The following is a 19,176-nucleotide window of genomic DNA, read 5'->3' on the forward strand; positions in this document are numbered from 1 at the left end:
CGAATACCGAAAAGCCTTTCACCCCCTTAGCATCCACGCGACAACGATCGATGGTAAGAGTGGCCCCTTCATCCAAGTTGAACGAATAACCCGCCATTGATTCTGCATAAAGCTCTCCATCTCCCGAAATAGTTGTATTCCTCCAAAGATTAACCGCAGACCAAGTGGTGGACGAGAGTTTGCATGTTCCTTTGACTACAATTGCAAGAGGTGTACCTTCTTTCCCCCCCCAAATGCAGTTTTTACCATCTCCTACATCAATTGTTGCATCCTCAAGCGTGAGCGTATTACTATTCGGGTCATACTTGACTGTTCCGCTGACACCATCTATCACAGAGAGGTCATTACAATTGTTCGACGTTACTCGAACCCCTGCTATATTGAGGGGGTATTCGGTCTGCGCTTTTGCCATGGTAGGCATGACCAACATCATAACGAAGAGCGTAGCTATCGCCACGGACATCTTCTTCAGTGTTTGAAGTTTCATTTCGTTGATTTGATAGTTGTTTAATTCATCCTTAGATTGTTACTTTTGAACCGAGCGTGCGAGCTTTTTCTCCATTGTCCCAACCCCTCTTGCTTGTCTTTTTGATCGATCGGAGAAGACGGAAAGAAGATTGAGTAGACAAGCTCGCAGACAACACCTCTTCTGAGGAGAGTATCCGGTATGCTTCTTCTCTCGTTCCTTTTGCTGCATCCGGAGATCAAGCTCCACATTCACCTTTCTCACGAATGGTATCGAGGAGCTGTTCCCTATCATCAAGATGATGGCGACTCTCATTATGATTCTGCTGCTCAATATTATACCACTCTTTCATAACAAAGCAGAAAGGCTTGATTTTCCAAAACAGATATCGGAGTGAAGCCTCTTCATCCAAAAGCGAAGTTATGTACAAAAGAGCTTCAAGAATCAGGAGAATCATGCACAGAATTAGTAAAATCATTCATTCTTAGACTGGCAACATCTTGGAAAATCATGCATAAAAAGCACAATATCATGCTATTATAAAGGAACTTATAACTGACAGATCTAATATTTATTACAAAAGCAGAATTCAGAGAAACAACACTCTTTTATTCGGTTTTCTATCCGGATTACATTGCTCTCATTGGACTAAAATTGGTAACATTCGGTTGTTTTCTAAGACTTTTGCACCTTTGTGCACGAGATTGTGTATCATTCCTAACATTGAGATCGAGTTTCCGGCATCTGTCATGCTTATTCTCCAGAAAAGGAATGTGGCTATGAGAGGTCCTACTGAATAGCCCACAACAATCATTTAGTGTACAAGAAAACTACAAAGTCCTTTATCCAAGATGCAACACAGAATTGCGCAGCATATTGTATTCTCTGGTATTTTCAGCTCTCCTCTACAGTTTATAGCTCGGGAAGAGAGGAGTTTTTGTATTCTTCGTAGCACACTCAGCATATTCTTAATCTTCTATATACTCTCCATTGTATCTTGCGAAAAAAAGGATTCTTCCGCCTTGAGTTCGGAAGAGCGAATAGCTATTGAAAATCGTGTTGCAAACATTCACGAAACCGACTCTCTCGCATCTCTGCAAAAACGTTTGGAAAACGAAGGCAATCGCCTTGGGAGCATCATAGCTCTCCGAAAATGGGGCAAAGCTCTGCGAAACGAGAATCGCTTCGATGAAGCCTTGCGAGTCCACAGCGAAGGAGTGAAACAGGCAGAAGCCCTCGGTGACACTATAGAATGGGTGCGAGGACTAAACAATATAGGGACAGACTATAGGAGGATGGGAGTTATCGATGCAGCCCAAGAATATCATTACCAAGCCTGGATCCTGAGCAGAGAGAGCATGGACAAATCTTTTGCAACCAAGAAAAATCAAGTGGTATCGCTCAATGGCTTGGCCAATATCTACATGACTTTAGGTAACTATCAGCAAGCTGACAGTGTATTACGACTTGCTTTGGCAGGGGAGCAACAATTAGGCAACGTAGTGGGGCAGGCTATCAATTGTGCCAATCTCGGGGCTATATTCGAGCAGCAAGGACAGACAGATTCGGCCTGGATCTACTACCGGCGTTCGATGGATCTGAACAAACAGGCTGGCAACAGACTCGGTGTTTCGCTCTGTCATACATACTTCGGCTCTCTCTACGAGAAAGCTCACCAACACAACGAAGCTTTGCAAGAATACGAGACGGCCTATGAGCTGATGCAGGGATCCAAAGACGAATGGCATGCCCTCAACCCCCTAATAGCGTTGGCCGGTATCCATAGTACGAAGGGCAACAATACAGAGACACTAAAGTATCTCTCCCAGGCAAAGGCTGTGGCCGAGCGTATCAATTCGAAAGAGCATTTGGCCGAGATATACAATCTCTACTACGGATACTACGAACGGCAGCAAGACTATCAACAGGCTCTGAAGTGTCGCAATAGAGCTGTGACTTTGCAAGACAGTGTGGTAAATATAGAAAAGATGAATCGCATCCAGAATGTAAGCCTAAATATCGAGCGTAAGTACCAGAAGCAGCAGATAGATGCTGCACAGATGAAGTTGGTAGCAGAGCGTGAGACTCGGCGCATCGGCTACATTATCTTCGTTCTGATACTTTCCTTCCTCGTTATAATCATTGCTATGATGTATTACATCCAACGCATCCGTGCCCGCAACCATAGAGCATTGAAGGAAATGAACCGTTTGAGAGAAAGTTTCTTCACCAATATCACACACGAATTGCGTACGCCACTCACCGTTATCCTTGGGTTGAGCCATAACCTACAAGTAGACAGAACTCTTTCGGACAAAACGAGAGAGAAGGCCCGGATCATAGAGCGACATGGCAACAGCCTGATTGTGCTCATCAACCAACTCTTAGACATAGCAAAGGTGAAAAGCACGGTAGGGAGCGCCGAATGGCGCAGGGGAAATATCAGCGCACATTTGGCTATGATCGTGGAGACCTATCGAGAATATGCACGCAGTCACAACATCGTTCTCCAGTTTTTCTCGGAAGAAGCCGTAGAGATGGACTTCGTGCCGGACTACATAAATAAGGTGATGAACAACCTGCTTTCCAATGCTTTCAAGTTTACCCCCAAATACGGCAAAGTGAATGTGGCAATGCGTTGTGAAGGCAAACGACTGTTGATCGATGTATCCGATACCGGAGCAGGCATAGCACCAGATGCTATCGCTCATATCTTCAAACCTTTCTATCAAGCAGAGAGCAATACTCCGAATATCGGCTCAGGGATAGGGCTGGCCTTGGTCAAGCAGATTGTAGATGCCATAGGAGGAAGCATCAGCGTAGAAAGCTGCATTGGCAGAGGAACGACATTTCATCTCGACTTGCCTATTCACCTCAACAGCAAACAGCAGATCGCCAATGAGACAGAGAGAAATATCCCCCTATTGCCTCAGGAAAAGACTGCTCTCGATGACGATAGAGAGAAAGACAATGAGTGCCGTTTGCTCATTGTAGAAGACAACAGAGATGTGGCCGCCTACATCGGCTCTCAACTCTCCGACCGGTATGCCATTTCTTATGCACACAATGGCAACGAAGGCTTGGAAAAAGCATTGAGCCTTGTGCCCGACCTGATTATCTCCGATCTGATGATGCCCGGCATGGATGGTTTGGAGCTATGCAAACAGATAAGGGACAATGAAATAGTAAATCATATCCCCATCATTGTGGTCACGGCAAAAGTCAGCGAAGAAGATCGCATCAAAGGACTCGAAGCCGGAGCCAATGCCTACCTTGCCAAACCATTCAACAGCGAAGAACTGCGCACTTTAGTGGAAAAACTACTCGAAAGACAGAAATTGCTGCGAGAAAAATTTGCGAGGACAATTATAGAGAGTAAGGATCAGAACAAAGAGAGCAATGGACTACAAGCGAATATTGACTTCCGTTTTTTGGCAAAAGTTTCGGAAACTGTCTATCTGATGCTTAGCAGCCGACAAGAGGTAGATGTAAGCCTTATTGCCTCCAAACTATGCATGAGTAATAGCCAATTCTACCGCAAAATGACCTCGCTCACCGGTTATACCCCCATGGCTTATATCCAGCGGATCAAGATAAAAAAGGTCTGTCGACTACTGGATAATGATCCGGAAATTAGCCTGAGGGAAGCAGCTGAGCAATGTGGCTTCAATGACTACTCCAATTTTATACGAGCATTCAAGAATGTCTATGGTATTACACCTTCCGATTACCGCAAGGGACAGTTATCCATGCTGTGAATGCACTAATGAGACCTTTGCAAGGACTCCAAAATGACAATTTAAACCCGAGCATCATAAAGAGATTGAGAAGGAAGTCTGAGAGAGTGCAGCTATCGTACTTATTCGAACAAGCCTCAATATCGAGAGTAATGCAGCAAGTGCCATGCTATAAAATAGTGTCTTAACGAGACTACCTTGTAAATTCCTCGAAAGCGGTGTGTCATAGTACGCAAGTTGCTGTGTTACTCATGACATTCGGCTTCGGTTATATAACTCCACATCCTCTGTCTTAGAGCCTTGCATTTTGCACACTCTAACGCACCCAAACGGGGCTATGGGCAAAAATCGATTTTTGCCCATAGCCCCGTTTTTTTTGCTTAAACATGTAAACATAGATATCTCGAAGAGAAAAGGGAGGAAAAAAGCCATGGAGTCAAGCCCAGAAACGCCTATCTCGCACCTTCCAAAGTACATATATTTTGTAAACTCTCTGCTTGCAAAAAAAGCAGGAAAACAGAGAAAAAGAGAGCATATAAAGAAGTGATTCCCCTCCCCTTTTGCAGCCCTTTTACTACTCTCTCAAAACATCGATGAATAGGGCATTCTGAGAGGGTCAAAATTCTCTCCTGAGAGAATTTTTGCTAACACAGGAGAGAGCAATTTTTTTCTCAGGAGAGAAATTTCGTTCTCTCCCGTGTTAGCAAAAAACGGCTCCCGTCGGGATCAAAAAAGAGAGAGAAAAGGACACTCAAAAGGCCCTAAATCAAGAAGAAAAAACACATCAAAGAGATAACAATAAAACATAGAAATAAACACAACAGAGCACCGATATACAGTTTTAGATCAAAGAAAAAAAGTAAAAACAAAAAGGGCAACTGCATCTCTTCAATGCAGTTGCCCTTGTATGTGTATAGTAGAAGTTAGAGAGCTTTACGAAAGAGAATTCAAATCCTAATCCGAATTACATTCTGGGCTGTCTTTCAGGGCGATCATTGGCCTCTTTTACAACCAGCACTCGCCCCATAAATTCCTGCTCTTGCAACTGCTCTATGGCCGTCCGAGCCTCATCCTCGTTTTCCATTTCCACAAAGCCAAAACCACGCGAGCGACGGGTTTCTCTGTCTAAAATTACTCTTGCGCCTACTACAGAGCCAAATTGCTCAAGAAGACCAATGAGGTCATTCTCACGAACCTTATAGTTAAGGTTCCCTAAATAGATGTTCATTCTGTATTGATGAAAGTTGAAAATAGCCTCAGAAGAGGGATACCTATTCTCCTTTAATTAGGGTACCTTGTCTCCGAGACTGCGGTTGCAAAGAACGGTATAATTTTTGAATTATCAATAAAACCAATTCTTCCTATAAAAAAATTCCACCTCTCTCTTCCACGCTCTATAGATTAGAAACTATTGTCTTGTGCAACAATTTCATATTTGCAATTGAGAAATTCCACTAACTTTGCGCTCTGCCATATCTTTGGATTGGCATATGCCGTAGAAGTAACGACAATAAATACATACTAAAAATGCAGAACAAAGGATTTGTGATTGTAATCACAGCACTTCTGGCTTTGATTTGCGCTTTTTATCTCTCTTTCTCTTTTGTCACCCGGCACTATGAAAATAAGGCCGAAAAAATGGGAGAGGTGAATGGACAGGCGTATCTCGACTCGATGGCCGGAGAGAAAGTGTGGATGGGATACACCCTGAAAGAAGCTCAGAAACAGCAGATCGGCCTAGGCCTGGATCTTAGAGGAGGGATGAGCGTGGTACTCAAACTGAACGCTGCTGATTTGTTGCGCAACTTGGCCAACAAAAGTCAGGACCCGAACTTCCTCAAAGCGATGGATTATGCCGTAAGCAGCAACGACCAGAAAAACTTCATCGACCTCTTCTGCGACCGGTACAAAGAGCAAGACCCCAATGCCCGCTTAACAGCTCTCTTTGCACAAGGAGATCTGCGAGATCAAATCACAGCCAACACCACTGACGAGGAGGTTCGTAATATGGTCAAAGAGAAGTACCAAAGTGCAGTGGATGCATCGTACAATGTTATCCGTGCCCGTATTGACGGATTTGGTGTAGCTTCTCCCAACTTGCAAAGATTGGAAGGTCAGGGACGTATCTTGGTGGAATTGCCGGGTGTAAAGGATCCTGCCCGTGTGCGCGACCTGCTCCAAAGATCTGCCAACTTGCAGTTCTGGCGTACTTATACTTTCGAGGAAATCAAAGAAGACCTCATTGCCGCCAATGATCGAGTTGATCTTTCTGCACAGATACCTCAAATGAAGGAAACTATCGTAGCGGACACAACCGATACTGAGGCTGGGGCGAACATGCAAGAAGCCGATAGCTCTAAAGTGGAGCAGGCAACGACTGCTACCAAGGAACAACAACCCACAGGCAAGAAACTCTTTGACTTGCTTCAACCCGGAGGATACGGAGCTGTAGTGGGGGTTGCTCACAGACGCGATATGGCACGTGTAGACTCTATAATAGAGCGTGCTCAACAGATGAGATTGCTGCGTGACGACCTCAAACTTATGTGGTCTGCCAAAGCTATGAGTGGGCAAAAAGGCAAAGAATCCGACCTCTATGAGCTGTACGCTATTCGCTGGAGTCGTAGTGGAGATCCTGACCTTTCTGGCTCGGTAGTGACCTCGGCCAAGAGCGATATCCGCAGTGAGTTCGGCAAGTCCGAGCCTGTGGTATCCATGCGTATGAACGAAGAAGGTTCTCGCAAATGGGCCCGTATCACAAAAGATAATATCAACAGAGCTGTTGCTATCGTATTGGATGGCGTTGTTTATTCGGCTCCTAACATCAAAGTGGAAATTCCGAACGGACAAAGCGAAATCAGCGGTCGTTTTACGATAGAAGAAGCCGGAGACTTGGCCAATGTGTTGAACTCCGGTAAGATGGAAACTACCGTAATGATCGAGCAAGAGAATGTAATCGGGCCTACGCTCGGCCACGAAGCTATTCAGGCTGGTGTGATCTCCTTTATTATTGCCATCATCTTGCTGATGATCTATATGTGTCTGGCCTACGGGTTTATACCGGGCTTGATCGCCGACGGGGCTCTCATTGTCAACAGCTTCTTCACCCTTGGTGCTTTAGCTTCATTCCAGGCAGTGCTGACCCTCTCCGGTATTGCCGGTTTGGTGTTGACTCTCGGTATGGCAGTGGACGCCAACGTGTTGATCTTCGAGCGTATCAAGGAAGAATTGCGCAGCGGCAAGTCTATGATACGTGCCATTAAAGACGGTTACGGCAATGCTTTCAGTGCTATTTTCGACTCCAACCTTACAACCATCATCACTGGGATTGTCCTCTTCTTCTTCGGTACCGGCCCAATCAAAGGTTTTGCCACGACTCTGATTATCGGCTTGGTGGCCTCTTTCATCACTGCCGTATTCCTCACTCGTATCGTATTTGAAGCCCTAGCCAAGAAGGGCAAGATGGACAAGGTGACCTTTACCACAGCCCTTACTCGCAACCTGCTCGTAGAACCCAAATTCAACATTTTGGGTAAACGAAAAATTGGTCTGACAATCCCAGCTGTTATCATTATTCTGGGTTTGGTAGGAGTCTTCACCATTGATCTGAACCGTGGTATCGACTTCTCCGGAGGACGTAACTTCGTGGTGCAGTTCGACCAAAAAGTGTCTACCGAAACCGCTCGTGTAGCCTTGGATAAAGAGTTTGAAGGAAAGGTATCAGTAACCTCTATTGGTACAGATGGAGATCAAGTACGTATTGCCACCAACTATAAGATCGATGAAGAGGGCGAAGCTGTCGATACACAGATACAACAGAAGCTCTACAATAGCCTTAAGTCTTTGTATGCGGATAACCAAATCTCCGCAGAGAAGTTCCAAGAGCAGATCATTAGCCAACAAAAGGTGAGCCCCTCTATGTCCAATGACATCAAGCAGGAAGCTCTTGTAGCAGTGCTATTGGCCTTGATCTTCATGGCTACATATATTTTGATCCGCTTCCGCAACATCGCATTCTCCATAGGTGTATTCGTATCCGTAACGGCAACGACCCTATCGATCATTGCTCTCTACGTGCTGCTGTGGCGTGTGATGCCTTTCACGATGGAGTTGGATACCAACCTTATTGCAGCCTTGTTGGCAATCATTGGCTATTCTATCAACGATACCGTGGTTGTATTCGACCGTATCCGTGAGGTACATCAGCTCTATCCGTCTCGCGATTGGTACCAGCTGATGAACGATGCGATGAATTCAACTTTGTCTCGTACACTCAACACCTCACTCACAACCTTTGTGGTGATGTTGGTGATATTCATCCTCGGCGGAGCTACGATGCGTAGTTTCACCTTTGCTATTCTGTTAGGTATTGTGATAGGTACCTACTCGACATTGTTTGTTGCTGCACCTATCGCCTACATTACAAAGAACAAATTCGACAGCAAGAAGAAAAAATAAGACCTTTAGTTCGGCTGCTATCCTCCCTGCCAGAAAGTAGGAAGGATGTGATGCAAAAAGATAAGACCGAAGACAGTTTTTGTCTTCGGTCTTATCTTTTTCGTAGTTTTTAGCCGAACAGACCGGAACTCTTCACATAGGCTACGAAATGGCAGTCAAAACTCGCTTTTTTATTGACTTTTCAGAATGTACTAATCGCAAAGCTCAGTCTCATTATCCAAGAGCAACCTGAGGGAGGTTGTGCCTTGACTCCGAATGCTTATCTTTGCTTTGTAAATATTCAATCTATAAAGCGTTAATACAATGAACCTATTTCCTCTTTTGCAAGCAGCATCTCCTGCTACTCAAAACGGAGGTAGCAACTGGACAATGCTCCTGATGTTGCTACTTATCGTAGTGGTGTTCTACTTCTTTATGATTCGTCCACAACAGAAGCGGCAAAAAGAGTTGCAAAAATCACGTTCGGCAATGAAGAGTGGCGACAAAGTGATCACAGCCGGAGGCATACATGGTCGCATCCGAGAAGTGAGAGAAAAAGAGTTTTTGCTGGAAATTTCCGATGGAGTACGCATACTAGTGGATAAGTCTTCTGTCTATGCCAATGCCGGTGATGTTGCAGCTGATACGGAGAAAAAATAAACATCAATCTTAGCTATATAAGCCGGCTGAGGAAGGGCATAAGCCATCGCTCTGCCGGCTTTTTCTTATCCGGATGACGGAGCTGCTGTCGCGGTAAGCTCCCTTCGAGCTTGGAGTTGCTGCTGCCTCTAGATGCGAGTGGGGCGGGCATCTGGCTTCTCCGGTCTATGAGCGTGAATCCCTCCACTTCACACATTCGCTCCATGGTAAAACGATGAAACTGAAGTTGCAAAACGTCAATCCGAAGAACAAGCGAAAGAATCGCTCCAACGGAAATGAGGTAAAAGAGGCACGAAGCAAACGTATCCTCACTTTCCTGTTTTTCGTACTCCTCTCCTTCGTTTTCTGGCTGCTGATGAGTTTGCGGCTCGACTATCGTATGCGCGTCACTCTGCCGGTTGTCTATGACGAGCTGCCCGCCAATGTGCGACATGCGGATACGGCTCCGGAAGAAGTCGTTTTTGAAATAGAAGACAAGGGAGTTGAACTTCTGAAGTATAGCCTAAAAAAATTTGCCCCCATTCGAGTCAAGCTAAGTGCACAAAACAGGCAGCATCTTCGTTTGGAGCTGGGCAAGAAAGCTCTTGTCGAAGAACTGCAAAGACAGCTATCGCCCGGCACTCGCATCATATCGGCCACCCCATCAGAGATCTCTCTACCACTCTTCACTCTCCGAGACAAATTAGTTCCCGTAAAACTGGGCTTCAAACCGGCTCTCACACAGGGGCATCGTCTGGGAGCAACAATCATTACCCCTTCGGCTGTACATATCTATGGCAGTGATCAAAAGCTCAGACATATAAAAGAGGTCCTAACCGACAGTGTGGACTTGAGTCAATACACATCTCTCACAGAATTGGATGTACCACTCAAAGAGCCGGGAGGAGGTGTCGAATACGACAAGAACCCTCAAATGGTGCATATCACTTTTGATATCGAAGCACTCACCGAGCGCAGCTACGACCTTCCCATACAAGCCCACAACATTCCTTCGGGCTATACACTCATTCCTCTGCCGGGGACAGCCAAGGTCACACTCACCATCCCACAAGCACGTTACAACCAATTGGATCCTGAGCAGCTTGAATTGGCTATCGTTTATCCCAAGGGAGGAGCAAAAATTTCAGATACCCAACTGCCGGTAGAACTTCGGAATGCCCCTGACTGGATCGTAAGCTACCGCTGCCACCCGTCCAAGGTAGAATTTATCCTCAAAAAAAAGTAAAAGCGAATGATTGTTTTGGGCATCACGGGGGGGATAGGTAGTGGCAAGTCTCTGTTGAGCCGCATTCTGCTGTGCCGGTCTGTACCGGTCTATGACACCGACACCCAAGCCAAAGAACTGAATGACACAGACCCTGAGCTCAAACAAGCCTTGGTTGCACATTTTGGCGATAGCCTCTATCCTTCAGCTTTACAAGGGAGATTGGATCGTCGGAGGCTTGCCGAACTGGCTTTTTCTTCCGAAAAACGAACAGAAGAGTTGAATGCAATTGTACACCCAGCTGTCCGGCGACATCTACTCTCCTGTCTTTCGGATTGGAAGCATGCCGGACACCGGGTTGTAGCAATCGAATCGGCCCTGCTCTTCAGTTCCGGATTTGACAATCTGACCAACAAGGTTATAGCAGTAACTGCTGACAGAGAAGTACGCATTGCCCGAGCTATGAAAAGAGATAGGGCTTGCCGGGAGCAGATATTGGAGCGCATGAATCGCCAGTTGTCGCAAGAGATTATCGAGAGAAAAGCCGATTATATCATCCGAAATAATCCCGGAGATTTGCTCCTTCCTCAGCTGGACGAAATATGGAGAACAATCGGGCTATAATCCTTACTTTTGCAAGAGTTGTTGTAACCCAATAGTAAAGCAAAATGCTCAAGAAGATTTTATCTATTTCCGGTAAGCCCGGACTTTTCAGACTACTCTCTCAAGGTAAAAATAGCATCATCGTGGAGTCTCTGCTCGATGGCCGACGCTCTGCTTCTTATGCATCGGATCGAATAATTTCGCTGGCCGATATTTCCATCTACACAGAAGAGGGCGACAAGCCTCTGCCCGAAGTGTTGGAAGATCTGGCCAAACTGATGGGATTGAAAGCCGTAGAGGAAAAAGATATCCAATCTAAACCGGAGGAATTGTACACTTTCTTCGAGAGAGTACTGCCCAGCTACGACCGCGAGCGTGTGTACCCCACAGACATCAAGAAAATCATGAAGTGGTACAACATGCTCATTGCCGATGGCTTTACCAAATTTGCCGAAGACGAGAACAGCGAAGAGCAAGCTTCTGCAACTGCCACCGATCAGAACGAAAAAGAAGTAGCAGAGAAGGCCTGACATCTCTACAACCCTCAGGAAACAAGGATTTACCGATCAAACCTAACAAATAACTATCGTAATGTTTAAGGGAATGAAAACGTACCTGACCGGTGAGCTTCAGAAAATCAAAGAAGCCGGTCTGTACAAGGAAGAGCGTATCATCATTACGCCACAGAAGGCTGACATCAAGGTCAACCAAGGTCAGGAAGTACTAAACTTCTGTGCCAATAACTACTTGGGCTTGTCCGATCATCCACGACTGATCAAGGCTGCCAAGGATATGATGGATAGCCATGGCTACGGTATGAGCTCCGTACGTTTCATCTGCGGTACACAAGACATTCACAAACAGCTGGAGCAAGCTATTGCCAAGTACTTCCATACGGAAGACACGATCCTCTATGCTGCCTGTTTCGATGCCAATGGAGGTGTTTTCGAACCTCTCTTTACCGAGGAAGATGCAATCATCAGCGATGCTCTGAACCACGCTTCTATCATCGATGGCGTACGTCTCTGCAAAGCCAAGAGGTATCGCTATGCCAATGGCAACATGCAGGAGCTGGAGAAATGCCTGCAAGAGGCCCAAGCGCAGCGTCACCGCATCATCGTGACCGACGGGGTCTTCTCTATGGATGGCAATGTGGCTCCTATGGATAAGATTTGCGATCTGGCAGAGAAATACGATGCATTGGTGATGGTAGATGAATGCCATTCCGCCGGAGTCGTAGGCAAAACGGGTAGAGGAGTAGCCGAACAGTTTGATTGCTATGGACGTATTGATATCCATACTGGTACGCTGGGCAAGGCCTTCGGTGGAGCTATCGGAGGATTCACCACCGGCCCCAAGGAAATCATAGATATGCTGCGTCAGCGTTCTCGCCCCTATCTCTTTAGCAACTCTATCCCACCTGCTGTGGTAGGAGCCGGTCTTGAGGTCTTCAAGATGCTCGAAGAAACAGACGAATTGCACGACAAATTGATGGAAAATGTCAAGTATTTCCGCGACAAAATGCTCGCTGCCGGCTTCGATATCAAACCAACGCAGAGTGCTATTTGCGCAGTAATGCTCTACGATGCTCCTCTGTCTCAGAAATATGCTGCCCGAATGTTAGAAGAGGGTATATACGTAACAGGGTTCTACTACCCCGTAGTGCCGAAAGGCGAGGCACGCATTCGTGTACAGCTCTCTGCCGGACACAAGCGTGAGCACTTGGATAAGGCTATCGAGGCTTTCATCAAGGTGGGCAAAGAACTTGGCGTGATCAAGTAATATTGCTTCCTCCTATTCTGGCGTAAACAGAACAAAAAAAAGGCGTGTTATCAGTCGATAACACGCCTTTTTATTGGAATAAGTCTAAAGATTACCCATTCAAGCCAAAGGCTTCTTTGATACGCTCTACATAGTCGAGTTTCTCCCACGTAAAGAGCTCGACCTCCATCGTTTGAGGTGGCCGGTGATAGCTCTCGAAGGTCTTAGTCACTTTGCGACAGTCTCGGCCGAAGTGCCCGTAGGCAGCCGTCTCTTCGTAGATAGGATTACGCAACTTCAGACGCTGCTCAATGGCATAGGGACGCATGTCGAACAATTCACCCACTTTCTTGGCTATTTCTCCATCACTGTACGGTACACGACTCTTGCCGAAAGTGCGTACATATATACTGATCGGCTCTGCGATGCCTATGGCATAGCTCACCTGTACCAGCATTTCATCGGCAACACCTGCAGCGACCATGTTTTTGGCGATATGTCGTGCAGCATAGGCTGCAGAGCGGTCTACTTTGGAAGGGTCTTTTCCGGAGAAAGCCCCTCCTCCATGCGAAGCCTTGCCTCCATAGGTATCCACAATGATTTTGCGACCGGTAACCCCTGTGTCACCATGAGGGCCTCCGATCACGAATTTACCGGTTGGATTGACATATAGCTTGAAATTGGCATCGAAAAGACCGGCTACCTGACTTCGGCTATAGTAGGCTTGTCGCACCCTGGGGATGAGAATATCTCTTACATCGTCGTAGATGCGTCGCTGCATCCGGGCATCAGCATCCGGTTCGGAAGGATCTATAAACTCGTCGTGCTGTGTGCTGATCACAATCGTATCGATACGTGTCGGATTACCGTCATCCGTATATTCCACTGTCACCTGACTCTTGGCATCGGGTCGAAGGTAAGGCATGGGAGAGGAGACTTCTCTGCGTATCTTAGCCAGCTCGAACAGCAAGGCATGAGAAAGATCCAAAGGCAGAGGCATATAGTTGTCAGTCTCCTTGGTCGCATAGCCGAACATCATCCCTTGGTCTCCGGCTCCCTGCTGCATGGGGTCGGCTCGCTCTACTCCTCGGTTGATGTCGCAGCTTTGCTCATGTATAGAACTGAGGATTCCGCAGCTGTTGGCCTCAAAACGGTACTCGCTACGTGTATAGCCTATACGCTCGATGACACGACGGGCTGTCAGTGCCACATCTACATAAGACTCGCTTTTGACTTCTCCGGCCAGCACAACTTGCCCGGTCGTTACAAGGGTTTCTATAGCCACCTTAGATGATGGATCCAGCCCCATAAACTGATCTACGATAGCATCCGATATTTGGTCGGCCACCTTATCAGGATGCCCTTCGGATACAGATTCGGATGTAAATAAATAAGACATAGTTTGGTTCGTTTTTTTATGTTCGTCTTTCTGTCATTCAAATAAAAAACACTTCTCCTGCTCTATCGGATTACTCACAACAAGAGCAGGGGACAAAATCACAAAAGATTTTGCCCTGCAATAGAAACACCGGAAGGAAAAATGGGAAGAACGAATACGCAACGAACAGCCGAACTCGAATAGCGGCGTGCTTGCTTTGTCAAAAACTTGCGTTGAGGGAATGACAAAGATTTAGCATTTTTTTTGCGTGGTTGCAATCGTCACAAATCCTTCCACGTGTCCTAATTTGTCGGCAAAGCTAAAGCAAATAATTGGCTCAGGCAAAGACTATTCTCAACAGTCCCAGCAAGACTGGCTGCAGACCCATTGTCGGTGGACATTTCGTCTCTGCTTTGTCTTTTGTCTCATCTCAACAAGACATGACTGCCGACCCATTGTCCGGCACAAAAAAAAAATCGACTGCCGGAGCAGTTGTCCGACAGTCGATTTTTACTCGAGAGATAAGGGAATTACATCATTCCACCCATCCCTCCCATCCCTCCTGCCGGCATGGCAGGCGCAGGATTTTCTTCCTTCTTCTCCACAATCACGCATTCGGTAGTCAGGAACATCCCTGCGATAGAAGCAGCATTTTCCAAAGCCACACGAGCGACCTTGGCCGGGTCTATTACTCCACTCTTATATAGATTTTCAAAAGCTTCGGTACGGGCATTGTAGCCAAAATCGGCCTTGCCTTCCTTCACAGCTTGTACCACTACGGCTCCTTCCTGTCCTGCATTGGCAACGATCTGACGAAGAGGTTCTTCGATAGCTCTGCGAATGATAGCAATACCGGTGTTTTCATCGGCATTGGCTCCTTTGAGCTTTTCCAGAGCCTTGATAGCACGGATATAAGCTGTACCGCCACCAGGCACTGTACCTTCCTCCACAGCAGCGCGAGTAGCGGAGAGGGCATCGTCTACACGATCTTTCTTCTCTTTCATTTCTACTTCGCTGGCAGCTCCTACATAAAGGACAGCCACACCTCCAGAGAGCTTAGCCAAACGTTCCTGGAGCTTTTCACGATCATAGTCGCTGGTTGTATTTTCGATCTGAGACTTGATCTGGGCGATCCGGGCTTCGATTTTATCCTTTTCGCCGGCACCATTCACGATCGTAGTGTTGTCTTTGTCTACGGTTACCTTCTCTGCAGTTCCAAGCATTTCAAGACTTGCATTCTCCAGTTTCAAGCCAGTCTCCTCACTTATCACTGTACCACCGGTCAGAGTAGCAATGTCTTCAAGCATGGCCTTGCGCCTATCGCCAAAGCCCGGAGCCTTTACCGCACAAATCTTCAGGCTACCACGCAGACGGTTTACAACCAGAGTTGCCAGAGCTTCACTCTCGATGTCCTCGGCCACGATAAGTAAGGGACGACCTGTCTGTACAACTTTCTCCAAGATGCCCAGCATATCTTTCAATACAGAGATCTTCTTGTCGAAGATGAGGATATAAGGGTTTTCCATCTCCACCAACATCTTATCTGCGTTAGTTACGAAATAGGGAGAGATATATCCACGGTCGAACTGCATCCCCTCCACCACATCTACTGTGGTGTCCATTCCCTTGGCTTCTTCTACAGTGATCACACCTTCTTTCTTCACCTTGCGCATGGCTTCGGCAATCAGTTTGCCAATTGTTTCATCTCCATTGGCGGAGATTTTAGCCACGTTTTCAATCTTTTCGAAGTCATCGCCAATGGCTTGTGCCTGTCCCTTAATATCTGCTACTACGGCTGCCACAGCTTTGTCGATACCACGCTTGAGGTCCATGGGGTTAGCTCCAGCAGTCACGTTTTTTAGCCCGACATTCACGATACTTTGTGCCAAAATGGTAGCTGTTGTCGTACCGTCTCCGGCATCATCATTGGTCTTGGAGGCTACTTCGCGCAACAGTTGAGCACCCATGTTTTCATAGGGACATTCAAGCTCTATTTCCTTGGCTACAGATACACCGTCTTTGGTGATATGAGGGGCTCCATAACTCTTGGCGATAATCACGTTGCGACCTTTAGGGCCGAGTGTTACCTTCACTGCATTTGCCAATTCGTCCACCCCCTTCTTGAGGAGTTGACGTGCTTCCATGTCGAATTTGATTTCCTTAGCCATTGTATTTTGATTTTTATTTTGTTCTTCTTGCTTTTAGAGGGGGATTATTGCTTTCCCCCACACCACAGGGTATTCTTGTGTTTTGAAGGTAACTTTGGATGCACCTCTTGTCCAGATTGCCCTGTTTTGCTCATTATTTATATTGTTGCCAATACATCACTCTGTTTCATGATCAGGAGCTTTTCTCCTCCTACTTCAATCTCCGTACCGGCATATTTACCATAGAGGACCATATCACCTGCTTTGAGTACCATGTCTTCATCTTTGGTACCATTGCCTACTGCCATAATTTCACCTTTCAGAGGCTTTTCTTTAGCTGAATCGGGAATGATAATACCCCCTACTGTCTTTTCTTCTGCCTGTGCGGGACGTACAAGTACCCGGTCTGCCAATGGTTTGATGTTCATTGTTTTGTTGTTTTTATTGATTAGTTACTATACTCCTAAAAAGTGGCACTGCAAACAGACAACCTCTATCGGATTTACCATTCGTTGTGCTCCTCGTTATTGGGGCAAGACAATTAGTGTGCCAATGCCCATGAACAGAGGGAATGGAGACAAGTTGTCAAATAAGGCTGTCAAATCTTCATTGTATAGAAAGCATTGTACAACAGAGCATTCGCCGTTTTCTATTGATATTTGCAAGAGGAAAAACTGAACCGACACTTCGCAGAATGGGTTATAGACGGGAGAGGCGGAAAACCGCCTCTCCTTCCGCATAGAAACAGCACTTCATGACGATTAACAATTTGCCATCAAACTACCTCTTTCGGATGCCAATTGCTTGCGGATTAGCATCGAACTTTTATCTTTGCGACAAATCGATACCATAACTCACCACTTTAATTCATAAAAATGACTGCCGAAGCAACGAAGGCAAACTTTTTGGTACGCGTATTCCGCTTTTACGTCAATGGATTTCGCTCCATGACCCTTGGCAAGACACTGTGGCTGATCATCCTGATTAAGCTCTTTATCATGTTTGCCATCCTCAAACTGTTCTTTTTTCCTAATTACCTCAAAGGGAAAGGTGACAAAGACGACCGAGCCAGATATGTGCAACAAGAATTGATCGATAGAAGCGCAGCCGATTGATCTAAAAAAGTATCATCATAAACAACGAAACTAATTATGGATTTAGATTCATTACTCTACTGGTCCAGGGCACAATTTGCCATGACAGCCATGTATCATTGGCTGTTCGTACCTCTCACTCTGGGGTTAGGAATCATCATGGCAATGGCAGAGACCAAGTACTACCGCTCCGGAGAGGAGTCTTGGAAAAGAGCAGCCAAATTTTGGCAAAAACTATTCGGGATCAACTTTGCGATTGGTGTAGCTACGGGCCTGATCTTAGAGTTCGAATTTGGAACAAACTGGTCTAACTACAGCTGGTTTGTGGGAGATATCTTCGGGGCTCCTCTGGCAATCGAAGGAATATTGGCCTTTTTCATGGAAGCGACATTCATTGCCGTGATGTTTTTCGGCTGGGGCAAAGTAAGCAGAGGTTTTCACCTAACCTCAACCTGGCTTACTATCATAGGAGCTTCTATCTCGGCTGTGTGGATTCTGGTAGCCAATGCTTGGATGCAACACCCCGTGGGTATGGAGTTTAACCCTGACACAGTGCGCTCGGAAATGAATGACTTCTGGGCTGTGGCCTTGTCTCCGGTAGCAATCAACAAGTTTTTCCACACGATCACTTCCTGCTGGCTCTTAGGCTCGATATTTGCCATGGGGGTTTGCGGTTGGTTCTTGCTTCGCAAGCATCACGAGCGTTTTGCTGTTGCCAATATCAAGATGATCGCCCCTTTCGGACTTATAGCAGCTTTGCTCACAGCTTATACCGGAGACGAATCTGCTTTTCAGGTAGCAGATAAACAGCCAATGAAATTGGCGGCCATGGAGGCTCTCTACGATACTGGAGCAAGCGATGCAGAGGGGAATTGCCAAAATGGAGAGGGAGTAGCCCTGAGTGCCTTTGGTCTACTCAATCCCAAGAAAGAGGCTCCGCAGGATGAAGAGCCTCCTTTCCTCTTCAATATAGAAGTACCACGTATGCTTTCTCTCATGGGTACTCGTTCGTCCAATGGCTATGTACCGGGTATCAATAATATCCTCAATGGAGGATACACCAAGCGAGACGGCTCTGTAGCTCTTCCTGCTGACAGCATGATAGCCAAAGGGAAAGAAGCAATACAGTCTCTGGCTATGTTTAGGGATGCCAAACAGAGAGGCGACGAAACAGCTGCAGCCACTTATCGAGAAGAGCTTGACAAAAACTTTGAATACTTCGGTTATGGATATCTGAATAACAAAGAAGAGTTGGTGCCCAATGTTCCACTCACTTATTACTCTTTCCGTGTAATGGTAGGGTTAGGAACCCTCTTCATCATTCTCTTCATCATTGCCATATTCCTGAGTCGAAAATCTGTACGTCTGCAAAAATCACGCTGGATGCATATCGCATTCATTTGTTCGGTTCCATTGGCTTACATAGCCAGCCAATGCGGGTGGATTGTAGCAGAAGTAGGGCGTCAGCCTTGGGCTATTCAGAACTTGATGCCTTTACGAGCCGCCATTTCAAAGCTGGATGGATCGTCCGTGATGCTCACTTTCTTTGTATTCTTAGTACTCTTCTCTACTCTATTGGTTGCTGAGCTGAACATCATGTTCAAAGCAATCAAACAAGGAGTAGATGAGTCGGATCGCTCTCCCGAGAAAGAATAACAAGCTGTTTTAGCTCTCAAAACGAAAATAATT

The 19,176-nt window shown here is 46.2% G+C and carries 14 protein-coding genes and 1 pseudogene; 9 read left to right on the top strand and 6 right to left on the bottom strand.

Annotated elements, in window-relative coordinates:
- Positions 1-487: pseudogene (locus B5D48_RS08405) on the bottom strand (peptidase); the annotation flags it as partial.
- Positions 488-704: 217 nt separating this feature from the next.
- Positions 705-923, bottom strand: a complete 219-nt coding sequence (locus B5D48_RS09130) for a hypothetical protein (RefSeq protein WP_036888156.1) — start codon at positions 921-923, stop codon at positions 705-707.
- A 394-nt stretch (positions 924-1,317) separates the two neighbouring features.
- Between B5D48_RS09130 and B5D48_RS08415 the strand changes: the two genes are divergently transcribed.
- The gene (locus B5D48_RS08415) at positions 1,318-4,224 is read left to right on the top strand and encodes a hybrid sensor histidine kinase/response regulator transcription factor (protein ID WP_023938656.1); all 2,907 of its coding nucleotides are present in this window, start codon (positions 1,318-1,320) and stop codon (positions 4,222-4,224) included.
- 943 nt (positions 4,225-5,167) lie between these two features.
- On the opposite strand, the gene B5D48_RS08425 is transcribed toward B5D48_RS08415, so the two are convergent.
- Complete coding sequence (locus tag B5D48_RS08425) at positions 5,168-5,431, bottom strand: RNA recognition motif domain-containing protein (protein WP_023936612.1); 264 nt, start codon at positions 5,429-5,431, stop codon at positions 5,168-5,170.
- A 299-nt stretch (positions 5,432-5,730) separates the two neighbouring features.
- Here B5D48_RS08425 and secDF point away from each other — a divergent pair, with 299 nt between their 5' ends.
- From secDF to kbl, 6 genes are all read left to right on the top strand, one after another.
- Positions 5,731-8,661, top strand: coding sequence for a protein translocase subunit SecDF (gene secDF / locus B5D48_RS08430; RefSeq protein WP_023936614.1), 2,931 nt, complete (start codon positions 5,731-5,733; stop codon positions 8,659-8,661).
- Positions 8,662-8,964: 303 nt separating this feature from the next.
- A complete protein-coding gene (gene yajC, locus B5D48_RS08435) occupies positions 8,965-9,300 on the top strand; it encodes a preprotein translocase subunit YajC (RefSeq protein WP_023936618.1) in 336 nt (111 codons plus the stop codon).
- 214 nt (positions 9,301-9,514) lie between these two features.
- Complete coding sequence (locus B5D48_RS08440) at positions 9,515-10,525, top strand: CdaR family protein (RefSeq protein ID WP_023936620.1); 1,011 nt, start codon at positions 9,515-9,517, stop codon at positions 10,523-10,525.
- A 6-nt stretch (positions 10,526-10,531) separates the two neighbouring features.
- Positions 10,532-11,128, top strand: a complete 597-nt coding sequence (gene coaE / locus B5D48_RS08445; protein WP_023936622.1) for a dephospho-CoA kinase — start codon at positions 10,532-10,534, stop codon at positions 11,126-11,128.
- A 44-nt stretch (positions 11,129-11,172) separates the two neighbouring features.
- Entirely contained in the window at positions 11,173-11,637 is a 465-nt protein-coding gene (locus tag B5D48_RS08450) for a DUF5606 family protein (protein ID WP_023936624.1), read from the top strand.
- 61 nt (positions 11,638-11,698) lie between these two features.
- Entirely contained in the window at positions 11,699-12,889 is a 1,191-nt protein-coding gene (gene kbl, locus B5D48_RS08455) for a glycine C-acetyltransferase (RefSeq protein WP_023936626.1), read from the top strand.
- Positions 12,890-12,980: 91 nt separating this feature from the next.
- On the opposite strand, the gene metK is transcribed toward kbl, so the two are convergent.
- The 3 genes from metK to B5D48_RS08470 all read right to left on the bottom strand — a co-directional run bounded on the left by metK (position 12,981) and on the right by B5D48_RS08470 (position 16,821).
- Positions 12,981-14,267 carry a methionine adenosyltransferase gene (gene metK, locus B5D48_RS08460; RefSeq protein ID WP_023936627.1) on the bottom strand — a complete coding sequence of 429 codons (1,287 nt, stop codon included), beginning with the start codon at positions 14,265-14,267 and terminating at the stop codon, positions 12,981-12,983.
- A 509-nt stretch (positions 14,268-14,776) separates the two neighbouring features.
- Complete coding sequence (gene groL, locus B5D48_RS08465; protein WP_023936631.1) at positions 14,777-16,414, bottom strand: chaperonin GroEL; 1,638 nt, start codon at positions 16,412-16,414, stop codon at positions 14,777-14,779.
- Positions 16,415-16,551: 137 nt separating this feature from the next.
- Positions 16,552-16,821 (bottom strand): co-chaperone GroES, encoded by a 270-nt coding sequence (locus B5D48_RS08470; RefSeq protein WP_023936633.1) that lies wholly within the window; start codon positions 16,819-16,821, stop codon positions 16,552-16,554.
- 447 nt (positions 16,822-17,268) lie between these two features.
- On the opposite strand from B5D48_RS08470, the gene B5D48_RS08480 reads away from it, so the two are divergent.
- Together B5D48_RS08480 and B5D48_RS08485 are read left to right on the top strand one after the other, a co-directional pair.
- Positions 17,269-17,508 carry a DUF4492 domain-containing protein gene (locus B5D48_RS08480; protein WP_023940734.1) on the top strand — a complete coding sequence of 80 codons (240 nt, stop codon included), beginning with the start codon at positions 17,269-17,271 and terminating at the stop codon, positions 17,506-17,508.
- Between the two features lie 36 nt (positions 17,509-17,544).
- The gene (locus B5D48_RS08485) at positions 17,545-19,143 is read left to right on the top strand and encodes a cytochrome ubiquinol oxidase subunit I (protein ID WP_042120185.1); all 1,599 of its coding nucleotides are present in this window, start codon (positions 17,545-17,547) and stop codon (positions 19,141-19,143) included.
- Positions 19,144-19,176: the final 33 nt, after the last annotated feature.

The sequence above is a fragment of the Porphyromonas crevioricanis genome, from assembly GCF_900167225.1.
GTDB lineage: Bacteria > Bacteroidota > Bacteroidia > Bacteroidales > Porphyromonadaceae > Porphyromonas > Porphyromonas crevioricanis.